Annotated in this window: 15 protein-coding genes and 1 pseudogene; 13 read left to right on the top strand and 3 right to left on the bottom strand. The window is 70.1% G+C overall.

What is annotated here, in order from left to right; all coding sequences use genetic code 11:
* A pseudogene (locus JWN68_RS05915) lies at positions 1 to 228 on the bottom strand (IS30 family transposase); the annotation flags it as partial.
* 524 nt (positions 229 to 752) lie between these two features.
* Between JWN68_RS05915 and JWN68_RS05910 the strand changes: the two are divergent.
* Positions 753 to 2,174 carry a C40 family peptidase gene (locus JWN68_RS05910; RefSeq protein WP_297736072.1) on the top strand — a complete coding sequence of 474 codons (1,422 nt, stop codon included), beginning with the start codon at positions 753 to 755 and terminating at the stop codon, positions 2,172 to 2,174.
* A 17-nt stretch (positions 2,175 to 2,191) separates the two neighbouring features.
* Positions 2,192 to 2,479, top strand: a complete 288-nt coding sequence (locus JWN68_RS05905; RefSeq protein ID WP_297736062.1) for a hypothetical protein — start codon at positions 2,192 to 2,194, stop codon at positions 2,477 to 2,479.
* Positions 2,480 to 2,483: 4 nt separating this feature from the next.
* Here the strand turns inward: JWN68_RS05905 and JWN68_RS05900 are convergent, their stop codons facing one another.
* Positions 2,484 to 3,362 carry a sulfotransferase domain-containing protein gene (locus JWN68_RS05900; protein ID WP_297736059.1) on the bottom strand — a complete coding sequence of 293 codons (879 nt, stop codon included), beginning with the start codon at positions 3,360 to 3,362 and terminating at the stop codon, positions 2,484 to 2,486.
* Between the two features lie 42 nt (positions 3,363 to 3,404).
* On the opposite strand from JWN68_RS05900, the gene JWN68_RS05895 reads away from it, so the two are divergent.
* The 6 genes from JWN68_RS05895 (at position 3,405) to JWN68_RS19245 (ending at position 7,584) form a co-directional block, all read left to right on the top strand.
* A complete protein-coding gene (locus tag JWN68_RS05895; RefSeq protein ID WP_366519754.1) occupies positions 3,405 to 5,399 on the top strand; it encodes an acyl-CoA dehydrogenase family protein in 1,995 nt (664 codons plus the stop codon).
* A complete protein-coding gene (locus JWN68_RS05890; protein WP_297736056.1) occupies positions 5,396 to 6,052 on the top strand; it encodes an SDR family oxidoreductase in 657 nt (218 codons plus the stop codon). The genes JWN68_RS05895 and JWN68_RS05890 overlap by 4 nt, the downstream gene beginning before the upstream one ends.
* Before the next feature lie 141 nt (positions 6,053 to 6,193).
* Positions 6,194 to 6,490 (top strand): hypothetical protein, encoded by a 297-nt coding sequence (locus JWN68_RS05885; RefSeq protein WP_297736053.1) that lies wholly within the window; start codon positions 6,194 to 6,196, stop codon positions 6,488 to 6,490.
* A complete protein-coding gene (locus tag JWN68_RS05880) occupies positions 6,402 to 6,716 on the top strand; it encodes a hypothetical protein (RefSeq protein ID WP_297736049.1) in 315 nt (104 codons plus the stop codon). Before JWN68_RS05885 ends, JWN68_RS05880 begins: the two co-directional genes overlap by 89 nt.
* Positions 6,713 to 7,426, top strand: coding sequence for a sigma-70 family RNA polymerase sigma factor (locus tag JWN68_RS05875; protein ID WP_366519753.1), 714 nt, complete (start codon positions 6,713 to 6,715; stop codon positions 7,424 to 7,426). The genes JWN68_RS05880 and JWN68_RS05875 overlap by 4 nt, the downstream gene beginning before the upstream one ends.
* Complete coding sequence (locus JWN68_RS19245) at positions 7,420 to 7,584, top strand: hypothetical protein (protein WP_366519752.1); 165 nt, start codon at positions 7,420 to 7,422, stop codon at positions 7,582 to 7,584. The genes JWN68_RS05875 and JWN68_RS19245 overlap by 7 nt, the downstream gene beginning before the upstream one ends.
* A gap of 1 nt (position 7,585) precedes the next feature.
* Here the strand turns inward: JWN68_RS19245 and JWN68_RS05870 are convergent, their stop codons facing one another.
* Positions 7,586 to 8,077 carry an inorganic diphosphatase gene (locus tag JWN68_RS05870; RefSeq protein ID WP_297736067.1) on the bottom strand — a complete coding sequence of 164 codons (492 nt, stop codon included), beginning with the start codon at positions 8,075 to 8,077 and terminating at the stop codon, positions 7,586 to 7,588.
* A gap of 410 nt (positions 8,078 to 8,487) precedes the next feature.
* On the opposite strand from JWN68_RS05870, the gene dacB reads away from it, so the two are divergent.
* From dacB to ftsH, 5 genes are all read left to right on the top strand, one after another.
* Positions 8,488 to 9,696: a D-alanyl-D-alanine carboxypeptidase/D-alanyl-D-alanine-endopeptidase gene (gene dacB, locus JWN68_RS05865; protein ID WP_297736046.1), complete on the top strand. Its 1,209-nt coding sequence runs from the start codon at positions 8,488 to 8,490 to the stop codon at positions 9,694 to 9,696.
* Between the two features lie 68 nt (positions 9,697 to 9,764).
* A complete protein-coding gene (locus JWN68_RS05860) occupies positions 9,765 to 10,787 on the top strand; it encodes a zinc-dependent metalloprotease (RefSeq protein ID WP_297736044.1) in 1,023 nt (340 codons plus the stop codon).
* Entirely contained in the window at positions 10,784 to 11,794 is a 1,011-nt protein-coding gene (tilS, locus tag JWN68_RS05855) for a tRNA lysidine(34) synthetase TilS (RefSeq protein WP_297736041.1), read from the top strand. Before JWN68_RS05860 ends, tilS begins: the two co-directional genes overlap by 4 nt.
* A gap of 5 nt (positions 11,795 to 11,799) precedes the next feature.
* Positions 11,800 to 12,351 (top strand): hypoxanthine phosphoribosyltransferase, encoded by a 552-nt coding sequence (gene hpt / locus JWN68_RS05850; protein ID WP_297736038.1) that lies wholly within the window; start codon positions 11,800 to 11,802, stop codon positions 12,349 to 12,351.
* 136 nt (positions 12,352 to 12,487) lie between these two features.
* Positions 12,488 to 14,497, top strand: a complete 2,010-nt coding sequence (gene ftsH, locus JWN68_RS05845) for an ATP-dependent zinc metalloprotease FtsH (RefSeq protein ID WP_366519755.1) — start codon at positions 12,488 to 12,490, stop codon at positions 14,495 to 14,497.
* The last annotated feature ends 78 nt before the right edge of the window (positions 14,498 to 14,575 follow it).

The following is a 14,575-nucleotide window of genomic DNA, read 5'->3' as shown; positions in this document are numbered from 1 at the left end:
CGAGCGGCCGGTACGCAGGTGCGTGGTCAGTTCCCGCTTGAGCCCCCCGCGGGCCTGGATGTAGAGCGATTGATAGATCGTTTCATGCACGAGCCACATCTCCGGGTCGTCGGGGAAGTCGATCTTGAGTCTGCCAGCGATCTGCTCTGGGCTGTCCCGGTTCGCCAGCCTGGTCGCGACCTCGCGTCGTAGCCGCAGGTTCGTGGCCAACTTCGCGTCCCGTGGCTGGCCTCGAGCCCGGTCGGCACGGGCCTGGGCCACCGACGCCTTGTACCCGCGGTAGCCCTGCCCACGCTTGAGCTCGTGATGCAACACCTCTGATGTGAGGAGTTGTGATGGTCAAACCACCGTTGCCTTATGAGGTGGAGCGCCGATTTTGGGCCGAGATTCGTGCCGGTCTGGTCGTCGCGAGGGCCGCCATCGCGGTCGGCGCGTCGCCCAGGTGGGGCTGGCGGGTCTACTACCTAGAACCGAAGCGGCGAAAGGTGGCTCACTGACCTCTGCACGGAATATGCGGGCTGGTTCGAGAATTACAATCTTGTAGTTCGCAAGTCGACACGCCGTGAACATTTGTGAATTTTGGGAAAGTTGTTCCCTTTGGGACTCCTGAGCACTAGCGTGCCTCGAGTGTCACCGGTGAAAGGGAAGTCACCGGTGGCCGCCTACTGTCAAGGGGAAACACCGTGCAAGCCCTGTCTGCGTCTGCGCCACGTCGATCGTCAGTCCATTGGATCTTGGCGGCGACGTTGAGCGTGGCCGTCGCCGGCGGTGCGGTCGGGACGGTCGCCGTGGCATCCGCGGACGAGGGTGTCCCGTCCCAGCAAGAGGTCGCCGCGGCGGGGGCAGCCGCGGAGGAGGCAGCCAGGGACGTGTCCGCCGTACGCGCCGAGCTGGCCGTCGCCAACGAGCGTGTTCGCTCGTCTGCCGTGTCCGCGGCCCAAGCCGCCGAGGCGTACAACGGTGCCCGCTGGGCGGCCGGCCAGGCCCGCGCCGCCGCGGCTGCGGCCACCGAGACGGCGACCGCCGCTGCGGAGGACCTCGACTCGAGCCGGTCGGTGTACGCCGCCTCGCTGCTCGACAGCTATCAGCTCAGCTCGGACCTGCACGGGTTTGCGGCCGTCGTCGAGGCGGACGGCATCGAGTCCGTCCTGGACACCTCCGCCACCATGCAGGCCACCGAGGAGATCCTCGACAGCAAGTACGACGCCTTCAGCGCCGCCGCCACGCTGGCGACCGTGGCCGACGAGCGAGCCGAAGCCGCCCTGGCAGCTGCGGAGGAGCTCGAGGAGCAGGCCGCCCGGGCCCGTGAGGGGGCAGCCGAAGCGGAGGCGTCGGCCGGCGCCCAGGCCGAGGAGGTCGCCCGGACCAGGACCGAGCTCATCCAGGAGCTGGCCGAGCTCCAGGGCACCAGCTACGAGCTCGCGGAGGCGCGCCAGACCGCGTTGGAGAAGAAGGCCGAGGAGGTCGCAGCCCGCGCCGCCGAGCAGGCTGCCGCTGAGGCAGCGGCCCAGGCTGCCGCTGAGGCAGCGGCTGAGGCAGCGGCCGAGAAGGCCGCTCAGGAGGCCGCGGCAGAGGCCACCCCGACTCCCAAGCCGAGTCCCAAGCCGACTGCGGCGCCGACCCCGAAGCCGGTCCCCGCCCCGACGCCGACGCCGACCCCGACTCCGACTCCGACGAAGGCGCCGGCTCCCACGCCGACCCGGACGCCGACGCAGACCCCGACCCCGACGCCCACCCCGACCCCGACCCCGAGGCCGACCCCGACGCCGACCCCGACGCCGACCCCGACGCCGACGCCGCCCGCGTCGACCGGTGACGCCGCCGCCGCGATCGCCTTCGCCACCGCCCAGATCGGCGACCCCTACAGGTGGGGGGCGTCCGGTCCGGATGCCTGGGACTGCTCGGGCCTGACGGCCGGGGCATGGGCCGCGGGCGGCAAGACACTGCCGCACTACTCGGTCGCGCAGTACACCGGGTCCACGGCGATCACCGCGGCGTCCCTGGTGCCCGGCGACCTCGTCTTCTGGGGCTCCAGCTCGAAGTCGTCCTCGATCTACCACGTCGCCCTCTATGTCGGCGACGGGCAGATCATCCACGCCCCGCGGACCGGTCGCCCGGTCGTGAAGGAGTCGATGTACTCCTGGTCGACGCCGAACTTCTTCGCCCGACCCTGAGTCGCACCCACAGGGTGATGCAGATCAGTCAGCGGCTCACGCGGTGGGTCGCGAGCGCGTTCCCCGAAGAGTGCCGGGACCGAGTGCTCGCGGAGCTCTGCGACCTCCCCTCCGACGCGATCGGCGGGCAGGACCCCGAGCGGGTCCAGGCGTCGCTGGTGATCCGGGCGGCGGGCGACTGGGACGGGTTCCAGCGAGCCTCGGAGCTCGCACGCACGGACTGGCGCGACGCGCTGGTCTTCGCGGGCCTCGGCGACGCGGACTGGCCGAGTCGCCTGGACGAGGTGCTCGGCCCAGCGACGTGAGCTGTCAGTCGGACAGCGGCGCGACCTTCGTCGCCAGCTTCGCGGCGAGCTCCTCGGGATCCAGGGTCCCGGCAAGGATCCGGGTCGTGGGCCACCGGGCCGTGTCGAGGCCGGAGAGCCGGTCGAAGACCGCGAGGTCTGCGGCGTACAGCTCGGCCAAGGACGCCAGGTCGGCGCCGGTGGGAGCCGTCCCGGTCACCAGCTCGGCCCCCGCGTAGCGGTTGCGCAGGGGCGGGTGCTCCTCGAAGCGGGGCAGGCCGAGGTGGTCGGTGGCCCGGTCGACGGAGGCCTCGAAGTCGTTGAGCATCGCGCGGAACTCGAGCAGCAGCCACTGCGAGCGGTCGAAGACCGAGAACCCGCGCTCGAGCTGCGCGCCGTAGTAGCCACGCGCGATGCCGGACATGTGCTTGTAGCGCATCGGCTTCACGTCGGTGGGCACCGACGTCGGCAGGGACGTCGGGCGGAACTCGGTGAGGAAGACCGGCCAGTCCGGCCAGTCGGGGTGCCGCGTGCGCAGCATCGTCCAGTGGGAGAACAATCGCTCGATCGGGTCGCGGAAGACGGCGATGAGCGGCAGGTCGGGATCGTAGGCGCGCATGCGCTGGAGGGCGTTGGGCCAGAAGAGGTAGACCGGGGTCGAGTCTCCCACCATCGTGTGGACCTTCGCGCGACGCGGAGCCGTGTAGTCGCGCTCGTAGTCGGGGTTCGCCCAGTCGTACTCCTCGTCGTTGAAGAAGTGCGCCTCCTTGCGGGGAGGGCGGCAGACGAGACGGTGCTGGCTGATCGTCCCGGACAGGGTGGAGGTGCCGCTCTTCTGCACCCCGACGATCGAGAAGTTGTAGCGCATCCGTCCCAGATCGGTCTCGGGCTCGGGACGGTTCACGCGCGCGAGGCTACCTTGTGGGGCATGCCTACGACTGACCCCGTGACTGACCCCGTGACTGACGCCGTCGACCCCAGGACCTATGCCGAGCCGGTGGACCTGCGGCCGGGCTACGTGCAGCCCGTCGTCGACGTACCGGCCCTGAGGGCGCTTCTCGACGGGAAGTACGCCGACGAGCGCGACCTCGTCCGCAAGAACCTCGCCGAGCACCGCCAGATCCTGCTCGACGGGGAGACGATGACCACGACCGAGTTCCGGGACCGGGTCCGCGACGTCGTCGTCGAGATGGCCAGCACCGGACAGACCGGGATGGGCTTTCCGGCCGAGTACGGCGGCGGCGGCGACATCGGCGCCTCGGTCGCGGCCTTCGAGACGCTCGCCTACGGCGACCTCAGCGTGCTCGTCAAGGTCGGCGTGCAGTTCGGGCTCTTCGGCGGCGCGATCCTCCAGCTGGGCACGAAGGCGCACCACGACGCCTACCTGGCAGACCTGATCACCGGCAAGCTGATGGGCTGCTTCGCCATGACCGAGAGCGGTCACGGGTCCAACGTCCAGGCGCTGGGGACCACTGCGACGTACGACGTGGCAACCCAGGAGTTCGTCATCACCACCCCCGACGACGCGAGCCGCAAGGACTACATCGGCAACGCGGCCGCACACGCGGACGTCGCCGCCGTCTTCGCCCAGCTCGAGATCGACGGCGAGGGCCGGGGCGTGCACGCGTTCGTCGTGCCCCTGAGGGCGGGCGGTGAGGTGCTGCCCGGCGTCCGCATCGAGGACTGCGGCCACAAGATGGGCCTCAACGGGGTCGACAACGGGCGGATCTGGTTCGACGGCGTGCGGGTCCCGCGGGCCAACCTGCTCAACCAGTTCGCCGACGTCACCGAGGACGGGGTCTACGAGAGCTCGATCGACAACGCGAACCGCCGCTTCTTCACCATGCTCGGCACCTTGGTCCAAGGCCGGGTGTGCGTGGGCGGCGCCGGGATCAACGCCTCCAAGGTCGCGCTGACGATCGCGACGAAATATGCCGCACGTCGCCGGCAGTTCGAGGCGAGTGACCCCGACCAGGAACAGCTGCTCCTCGACTACGGCATGCACCAGCGGCGCCTGTTCCCGCTGCTCGCACGCACCTACGCGTTGCACTTCGCCCAGGAGTACGTCGCAGGCGCACTCCACGACGTCTTCAGCGGGCTCACCGACGACGACCAGGCCCGACGACACCTCGAAGCCCGAGCAGCCGGGACGAAGGTCCTCGGCACCTGGCACGCGACCCGGACGATCCAGGAGTGCCGCGAGGCCTGCGGAGGCGCGGGCTACCTCAGCGCCAACCGCTTCACGGCGTTGAAGGCCGACACGGATGTCTTCACCACCTTCGAGGGCGACAACCACGTGTTGCTCCAGCTCGTCGCCAAGGGCCTGCTGACCGACTACTCGAGCGAGTTCGAGGACATGGACCAGTTCGGGATGGTCAGGTTCGTCGCCGGCCTCGCCGTCGAGACCGTGCTCGAGAGGACCAGCGCACACAAGCTCTTCCAGCGGATCAAGGACGTGCTGCCGGGCGGTGACGAGTGGGACCAGGAGGCCGGCCTGCTCGACTCGAACTACCACCGCGCCATGCTCCGGTTCCGAGAGGAGCACATGCTCGGCGGTGTGGCCCGCCGACTCAAGCGCGGCATCGACCAGGGGATGAACCCGGGAGAGGTCTTCTCCCGCGTGCAGGACCACGTCATCGGGGCGGCGCGGGCGCACGTCGAGCGCATGGTGCTGGACGCCTTCATCGAGAAGACGCGCACGCTCCCCGACGGTGACCAGAAGGTCGCGCTGAGCCTGCTGTGCGACCTGCACGCGCTGAGCACGATCGAGGCCGATCGGGCCTGGTTCATGGAGCACGGCCGGCTGACGACGTCCCGCTCGAAGGCGATCAGCCGGGAGGTCAACGACCTGTGCCGCAAGATCAGGCCCCTGGCCGTCGACTACGTCGATGCCTTCGGAGTGCCGCCGGAGATGCTGCGCAGCGAGGAGCTGCTGGGATGAGCGCCCCCGTGTACGTTGTCCTGGGCGCCGGCCCGGGCCTGGGACTGGCCACCGCCCGCCGCTTCGCTGATGCCGGGCACGCCGTCGTCCTCGTCGGGCAGACGGCGGAGCAGATGGAGCCCCTGGTCGCGACCCTGCGCGAGTCCGGCGCAACGGCCGAGGGCGTGGGTGCCGACCTGACCGACCCGGCCGCGGTGACCTCCCTGATCGGGGGTGTGGTCGAGCGCCACGGCCGCATCGACGTGCTCCACTTCAACCCGAGCGCCTGGCGGGAGGCCGACGTCCTGCACCTCACCGTCGAGCAGCTCTTCGAGGACCTCGCGCTGGGGGTGGCGCCGCTGCTTCCGGCCGTGCAGGCCGCGGTCGACGCGATGGCACCCGGCTCACGGGTGCTCGTCACCGGCAGCATGGCGGCCGACAAGCCGTCGCCCGCCGCACCCAGCCTCGGGGTCCAGAAGGCCGCAGTCCGCAACCTCGTCACCAGCCTCGACGCGACCTTGCGCGAGCGCGGCATCCGCGCCGTGGCTGTCCAGGTCAACGGCTCCCTCGCCCAGGAGGGCGCCTTCGCCCCGCCGGCGGTGTCGGCGGCGCTGTTCGACGCGGCGCTGCGACCTGATGCCGACTGGACCCCACACGTCGCCTACGACGGGTAGGGACCAGAGGCAATTTCTCCGCGGTCTGTCACAGAGCTGCCTCGGCCAGTGTCTTCATGGCACCGAACCGATCAGAGGAGATGACATGCCCAGCAACTTCCGCATCCGAAGGCTCCATCCACCGGCGCCTACGCCCGCGTCATGACCGTGGTCGCCCAGCGCATGTGGGGCGAGGTCCCTGACAACGCGCACGTCCTGCTGCACAACAAGCCCGTGCTGAGGGCGATCTTCGGCTTCGAGGGCAAGGTGGCCACGTGGAAGGCGCTGGACCCGGACCTCAAGACGTATGCCGTGACGGCCAGCGCCGCCACGATCAGCTGCTCGTGGTGCCTCGACTTCGGGCTACTTCATGGCCCACAACGACCGGTTCGACCTCGCCAAGATCCGCGAGGTGCCCCGGTGGCGCGACTCGGAGGTCTTCTCCGACCTCGAGCGTGACGTCATGGACTACGCCGAGGCGATGACCCTCACCCCGCCGACGGTGACCCACGAGATGGTCTCGCGACTCGACGAGGCGCTGGGCCACGAATCGGTCGTGGAGCTGGCCATGATGGTCGCGGTGGAGGACCAGCGCTCGCGCTTCAACTCCGCGATGGGTCTGGCGAGTCAGGGCTACTCCGACCGCTGTGAGCTCGCGCCACTCGCCGTACCCTCCCAGTCGTGAGCCGCACGGACGCCTTCGTCTCCCACCGCAACCTGTTGTTCACCGTTGCCTACGAGATGCTCGGTTCGGCGGCCGACGCCGAGGACGTGCTGCAGGAGGTGTGGCTGCGGTGGGCCGAGGTGACCGAGGTGACCGAGGAGGTGCTCGACGAGCGTGCCTACCTCGTGCGGATCACCACCCGGCTCTCGCTCAACCGGATGCGGACCTCCGTGCGCCGGCGTGGGGAGCACGTCGGTCCCTGGCTGCCCGAGCCGCTGCTGACGGCGCCCGACGTCGCCGAGGACGTGGAACTGGCCGACAGCGTGTCGACCGCGATGCTGCTCGTCCTCGAGACCGTCCCGCCGGTCGAGCGGGCGGTGTTCGTGCTGCGCGAGGTGTTCGACGTGTCGTACGTCGAGATCGCGGTCGCCGTCGACAAGACGGAGCCGGCTGTTCGCCAGATCTCCCACCGGGCCAGGTCGCACGTCGAGGCGCGCCGGCAGGAGAACAAGGTCCCCCAGAGGCTGGTCAGCGAGGTGCTGGAGAGGTTCATGATCGCCACGGCGACGGGAGACCTGCAGAGCCTGATGGACGTGCTGGCGCCCGACATCGTGCTCATCACCGACGGAGGCGGGCAGAACAAGCTGCGTTGCGGCCGATCCTCGGCGTGGAGAAGGTGCTGCGCTTCCTCGCGGGCGTCTACGACGCCTCGAGCAGTGCCGACGTGGTGATAGTCAACGGCGCGCCGGCGCTACGGCTGGAGCTTGACGGCGAGCTGGAGGCGGTCGCGACCTTCACCGTGGCGGACGGCGTCGTCACTGCGGCGTACATCGTGCGCAACCCGCACAAGCTCGGCCTGCTGGGGACCGAGCGGGTGCTGACCCGTTGAGTCAGTGCCCGCCGGTGCTCTTCAACCGGGCGAAGGAGGCGCGGACCTCGGCCTCGGCCTCCATGCGACCGACCCAGTTGGCGCCCTCGACGGACTTGCCGGGCTCGAGGTCCTTGTAGACCTCGAAGAAGTGCTGGATCTCGAGCCGGTCGAACTTCGAGACGTCCTCGATGTCCTTGAGGTGAGCGAGGCGCGGGTCGTGGGAGGGGACGCACAGGACCTTGTCGTCGCCGCCGGCCTCGTCGGTCATGCGGAACATCCCGATGGCACGGCACTCGATGAGGCAGCCCGGGAAGGTCGGGGCCTGCAGGAGGACCAACGCGTCCAGCGGGTCGCCGTCCTGCCCGAGGGTGTTCTCGATGAAGCCGTAGTCCTCGGGGTAGGCCGTCGACGTGAAAAGCATCCGGTCCAGCCGGAGCCGGCCCGTCTTGTGGTCGACCTCGTACTTGTTGCGAGAGCCCTTCGGGATCTCGATGAGTACGTCGAAGAGCAGCTGCCCGTCCGTCGAGGGGCGAAGCTCGGCCTCGCTGATCTCGTCGCGGACGTCGTCGGCTACCTGCTCGTCGGGCACTGTTCTCTCCTGAGGGCGTGTGGATCGGTCGGCGCTAGTGTCGCGCACAATGACGGCAAAGGGCCAAAGGAGCGGGGTGGAATCACGTGCGACGTGACCGACGCCACCCTGCCGGCCCCGGTCCGTGGGCCCGCTGGCTGCCCATGGTGCTCGTGTTGGCCCTGGTGACCGCCGCTTTCGCGGCGCACCGATTCGAGTGGGGACCGCGCTACCTGGGCTGGTCCGACGGCGACGCGACGAGTGACCCAGCTGCGGTCGCCCCACCGACTGGGCTCGAGCTGCCTGCCTGGTCGCGGCCGCTTCCGGTGGCGACCTCGACGACACCGACTCCCGTGAGTGCAGCCGCGGTCGAGGCCGCCCTGGCCAGGGGGCTCCACGACAAGACCCTGGGCAAGCACGTCGTCGCGGCGGTCGGCGACCTCGGGGGCGACGGCGCCATCTGGACGCACCAGGACGACCAGTTCCTGCCGGCATCGACGACCAAGCTGCTGACCAGCGCCGCAGCCCTCGCGGGCCTCGGTCCGGACACGCGGTTCACGACGCACGTCGTGCGCGGGGCCGCCGCCCGGGAGATCGTGCTGGTCGGTGGCGGGGACCCCTACCTGTCCAGCAAGCCGCTCACCCCCGAGGAGCGGGCGAGCACCTACCCGGCACGGGCGGACGTCGTCACGCTGGCCCGAGCCGTCGCGGCCCGGCTGACAGGCCGCAAGCCGGTGAGCGTGGCCTACGACGACTCCCTCTTCTCAGGACCCACCAACAACCCGATGTGGCGCGCGGACTACGTCCCTGACGACATCGTCTCGCCGATCACCGCCCTGTGGGTCGACCGCGGCGCCTCCCCGACGGGATTCGGCCGCAGCGACGACCCCTCGCTCACCGCGGCAGCCACCTTCGCGAGCGCGCTGGCGCAGGCCGGTGTGAAGGTCGTCGGCACCCCGACCCGGGTCGTGGCCGCCCCGGGCGCGGCCGAGCTGGCCAGCGTCGAGAGCGCCCCCGTGTCGCAGATCGTCGAGCGGCTGCTCGACGTCAGCGACAACGAGGCCGCCGAGGTGCTCGCCCACCATGTCGGGCTCGCGGTGAGCGGTGACGGCTCGTTCACGGGGGGCGCCGCCGGCGTGATCAGCACCCTCCAGGGACTCGGCGTCGAGACCGGGACGGACGTGGTGCACGACGGTTCGGGTCTGTCCCGGTTCAACCGGCTGTCCCCGGGGACCCTGGTGCAGGTGCTCCAGGTGGCGGCCCGGCCCGAACGACCCGAGCTGCGGACGTTGATCACGGGCCTGCCGGTGGCCGGCTTCACCGGGTCGCTCGCCAGCAGGTTCTCCTCTGCGGGCGTGGGCGCGCTCGGCGACGTACGAGCCAAGACGGGCACCCTGAGCGGGGTGAGCTCGCTGGCCGGGGTCGTGGCCGGCCGTGACGGCACGGACATGGTCTTCGTGCTCGCGGTCGACCAGACGGGCAAGGCCCTCGAGTCGGAGGTCGAGGCCGCCCTCGACGGCCTGACCGCCGACCTGGCGGCCTGCCGTTGTGGCTCCGGCTGAAGGGTCTGGTCCCAATCCATGGCCCGCTGCGCGTCGAGAATTGGGACCACACCCTTAGGTTGGCGGACATGACGGGAATGGTCGACTGGAACTTCGCCGTGACCCTCGGCGCCAAGGTGGCCGGGGACGGTCCCGAGGTCAGCCGGGAGGACGCGGCGGCCGCCGTCGCCGAGCTGCGGGCTGGCGCGGACAGGTCCACGGCCCTGGTGCGCGACTTCACCGGCCTGGTGGCCCAGGACAACACCGCACCGGTGCTCGTCGTCGACCGCCGCGGGTGGGTGCAGGCCAACGCCGACGGCTTCGCCAAGATCATCGAGCCCCTGATCGAGAAGCTCTCCGCCAAGAAGGGCGTCCCCACGGGCCTCTCACTGGCGATCGGGTCGCGCGTGACCGGCGCCGAGGTGGGCCTGCTGCTCGGGTTCCTCGGCACCAAGGTGCTCGGCCAGTTCGACCCGTTCCACGACCCCTCCGGACGGCTGCTGCTCGTGGCCCCCAACATCGTCCACGTCGAGCGCGAGCTCTCCGCCGACCCCACCGACTTCAGGCTCTGGGTCTGCCTGCACGAGGAGACCCACCGCGTGCAGTTCACCGCGGTGCCGTGGATGCGCGACCACCTGTTCGCCGAGATGATGTCGCTGACCGACAGCATCGAGCCCTCGCACCTCGCCGAGGACGCCGTGCGCCGCATCTCCGAGGCCGTTCGCGGGGGTGGCGGCAGCCTGGTCGACATGATGAGCACGCCCGAGCAGCGCGAGATCATGGATCGGGTCACCGGGGTGATGTCGCTGCTCGAGGGTCACGCGGACGTGGTCATGGACGGCGTCGGTCCGTCGGTGATCCCCTCGGTGGAGTCCATCCGGGCCGCGTTCGACGAGCGGCGCAAGGGCATCGGCACGCTCGACCGCATCCTGCGCCGGCTGCTGGGCCTGGACGCGAAGATGGCGCAGTACCGCGACGGCGCCGCCTTTGTGAACCACGTCGTCGGCAAGGTCGGGATGGACCAGTTCAACGCCGTCTGGGCCGGGCCGGAGAACCTGCCGTCGAAGGCCGAGATCGGCGACCCGGACGCCTGGGTCACCCGCGTCCTATGACCCTGCACCCCTCGCTCGCGGCCGTGCGCCGAGGCGTGCGGGCGGTGCTCGAACCCCTCGGTGCGGGCGCCGTCGTCGTGGTGGCCTGCAGCGGGGGCGCCGACTCGGTCGCCCTGTTGTCGGCGGCGGTCCACGAGTCCCGCAGGAGCGCGCTCCGGGTCGTCGGCGTGACCGTCGACCACGGGCTGCAGGAGGGGTCGGCAGCCCGGGCGGTTGAGGTGGTCGCGCAGATGGCCGAGATGGGCGCGGACGAGACCCTCACGGCGACCGTCTCGGTCCAGGCCGCCGGGATCGGCCCCGAGGCCGCGGCCCGCCAGGCGCGCTACGCGGTGCTGGAGGAGGTGGCGGAGCGGCTGGGTGCCGCTCTCGTCCTGCTCGGCCACACCCTCGACGACCAGGCCGAGACGGTGCTCCTCGGCCTCGCCCGCGGATCCGGCGGACGCTCGCTGGCCGGGATGCGGCGCGAGTTCGACGTCTTCGCGCGCCCGCTCCTCGACGTACGCCGTGACGACACCGTCACCGCCTGCCAGGTGGAGGGACTGGCGGTGTGGCAGGACCCGCACAACTCCGACCCCGCCTTCACCCGCGTGCGCGTACGCCGACGGGTGCTGCCGCTGCTGGAGGACGAGCTCGGCCCGGGGATCGCCACCACCCTGGCCCGCACCGCCGACCAGCTCCGCGACGACATGGCCCTCCTCGACCAGCTCGCGGACGAGGTGCTCGCCCGGGTCGCCGGCCCGCACGGGCTCTCGATCCCTCTCCTGACTCCGCAGCACCCGGCCCTTCGTCGCCGGGTCATCCGCTCCGCCGCCCTCCTCGCCGGTGCTCCCGCCTCGGAGCTGTTCCACGAGCACGTCCTGGCCGTCGATGCGCTCCTCACCGACTGGCACGGGCAGAAGTGGATCGACCTACCCGGGCACCTCCGCGCCGTACGCCGCGACGCGCTGCTCGGCTTCGAACCGGCCCCCTCCCCGGGCGACGGAGAAGGCCGCGTGCCCCTAGGCTGACGGCCATGGAGTCAGCCCATCTCGAGAACGACCTCGTCAACGTCCTGTTCACCGAGGCCCAGATCCAGGAACGACTGGGGGAGATGGCGGTGCAGATCGGCGCCGACTACGAAGGACAGGACCTCCTGATGGTCGGCGTCCTCCGCGGCGCCGTCATGGTGATGGCCGACCTGTCCCGCGCGCTACCCGGACACTGCGAGATGGACTGGATGGCGATCAGCTCCTACGGCTCGGGCACCAAGTCGAGCGGTGTGGTGCGCATCCTCAAGGACCTCGACACCGACATCACCGGTAGGCACGTCCTCATCGTCGACGAGATCATCGACACCGGGCTGACCCTCAGCTGGCTGGTCAACAGCCTCGGCAGCCGCGGTCCGGCCAGCGTCGAGATCGCCACGCTGCTCCGCAAGCCCGAGGCCCTGAGCATGCCCGTGGAGCCGAAATACGTCGGCTGGGACATCCCCAACGAGTTCGTGGTCGGCTACGGCCTCGACTACCGCGAGAAGTATCGCAACCTCCGCGACATCGGCACCCTGGCCCCCCACGTCTACTCCTGAAGCTCCTCCTCCGGGGCCTCCGCTTCACCCCGCCTGAAACAATGGTGCCGAACGGCACGACGGTTCGACCAAGACGACTGATCACCCCTGGCGAAAGATCCAAGTGAAGCGCATATTCAAGGGCCCGTGGCTGTGGATGGTGCTGGCCATGTTCACCATCCTCCTGGCGATCCAGTACATCGCGCCCAACGGCGGCTACGACGAGGTCACGACCTCCGAGCTGACCTCGTGGATCGAGGACGGGGACGTCAAGGAGATCCTCTTCATCGACGGTGACCAGGTGATCGAGGCGACCCTCGACGACGACACCCGCGACGGCACCCAGAAGGTCACGGCCCACTACATCAAGGGCGAGCAGGCGGCACTGCTCGCCGAGGTCAAGAAGCAGTTCGACGAGGGGAGCATCGAGAAGTACGACTCCGACTTCCCCCAGCCCAGCGTGCTCAGCTCGCTGCTCTACACGCTGCTGCCGTTCGCGCTGATCGTGCTCCTGTTCATCTTCTTGATGAACCAGGCCCAGGGTGGCGGGCGAGGCATCATGCAGTTCTCGAAGTCCAAGGCCAAGCTCATCACCAAGGACATGCCCAAGTCGACGTTCGCCGACGTCGCCGGCTGTGAAGAGGCCATCGAAGAGCTGGGCGAGATCAAGGAGTTCCTCCAGGAGCCCGCGAAGTTCCAGGCCGTCGGCGCCAAAATCCCCAAGGGCGTCCTGCTCTACGGCCCGCCCGGCACCGGCAAGACGCTGCTCGCCCGCGCGGTCGCGGGCGAGGCAGGCGTGCCGTTCTACTCGATCTCCGGGTCCGACTTCGTCGAGATGTTCGTCGGTGTCGGCGCCAGCCGGGTGCGTGACCTGTTCGAGCAGGCGAAGGAGAACGCGCCCGCCATCGTCTTCATCGACGAGATCGACGCGGTCGGTCGTCACCGCGGCGCCGGTATGGGCGGTGGGCACGATGAGCGCGAGCAGACCCTCAACCAGCTGCTGGTCGAGAGGGACGGCTTCGACGTCCGCGGTGGCGTCATCTTGATCGCCGCGACCAACCGTCCTGACGTCCTGGACCCCGCGCTGCTGCGCCCGGGCCGGTTCGACCGGCAGATCCAGGTGGACGCGCCCGACCTCAACGGCCGCCACCAGGTCCTCAAGGTGCACTCGCGCGGCAAGCCGATCGCCGAGGGCATCGACCTGCTGAGCGTCGCCCGTCGGACCCCTGGCTTCACCGGCGCCGACCTGGCCAACGTGCTCAACGAGGCGGCGCTGCTCACGGCCCGCCAGAACGAGAAGCTGATCACAGCCGAGAGTCTCGACGAGGCCATCGACCGGGTGATCGCGGGCCCCCAGCGCCGTACCCGCCTCATGAACGAGAAGGAGAAGCTGATCACGGCCTACCACGAGGGCGGCCACGCCCTGGTGGCTGCGGCGCTCCCCGGCACCGACCCGGTGCACAAGGTCACGATCCTGCCGCGAGGTCGCGCCCTCGGCTACACGATGGTGCTGCCCGACGAGGACAAGTACAGCCAGACGCGCAGCGAGATGCTCGACAAGCTCGCCTACATGCTCGGCGGCATGGCCGCCGAGGCGCTGATCTTCCACGACATCACCAGCGGGGCCGGCAACGACATCGAGAAGGCGACGCACCTCGCCCGAGCGATGGTCACCCAGTACGGCATGAGCGAGCGGCTCGGCGCCATCAAGCTCGGCGAGGACAACTCCCAGCCGTTCCTGGGTCGCGACATGGGCCACCAGCGCAACTACTCCGAAGAGGTGGCCGCGGTCATCGACGAGGAGACCAAGAGGCTGCTGTCGACGGCCCACCAGGAGGCCTACGACCTCCTCGAGCAGAACCGCGACGTCCTCGACGCGCTCGTGCTCGCCCTCCTCGACAAGGAGACCCTCGACAAGGCGGAGGTCGCCGAGGTCTTCGTGCCGCTGCGTCGCCGACCGGCCCGCCCGGCGTGGACCGGGTCGCCGGAGCGCAACCCCTCCACGATCCCCCCGATCGAGATCCCGCAGGAGATCCGCGACCGGGTCGCGGCCAACGGCGCGGCACCCGGCCAGGAGGCCACGGTCATCATCACGCCACCCGGCTCGGCCGGCGACGTCCACGGGGATCCCGGTCTCGGCGCCGGTCCGGACCTGCCGCCGCGATGACCGACCCGATCGGGCTGGCCGACCGGTCGCCGCAGGAGGTGCCGGACTTCGACTTCGCGCGTGCCGAGGCGGCCGTCC

Origin of the sequence: Nocardioides sp., from assembly GCF_025964975.1 — a bacterium.
Classification (GTDB): Bacteria; Actinomycetota; Actinomycetes; order Propionibacteriales; family Nocardioidaceae; genus Nocardioides.
The sequence above is the reverse complement of the archived record's forward strand: the minus strand, read 5'-3'. Positions and strand labels throughout refer to the sequence as shown.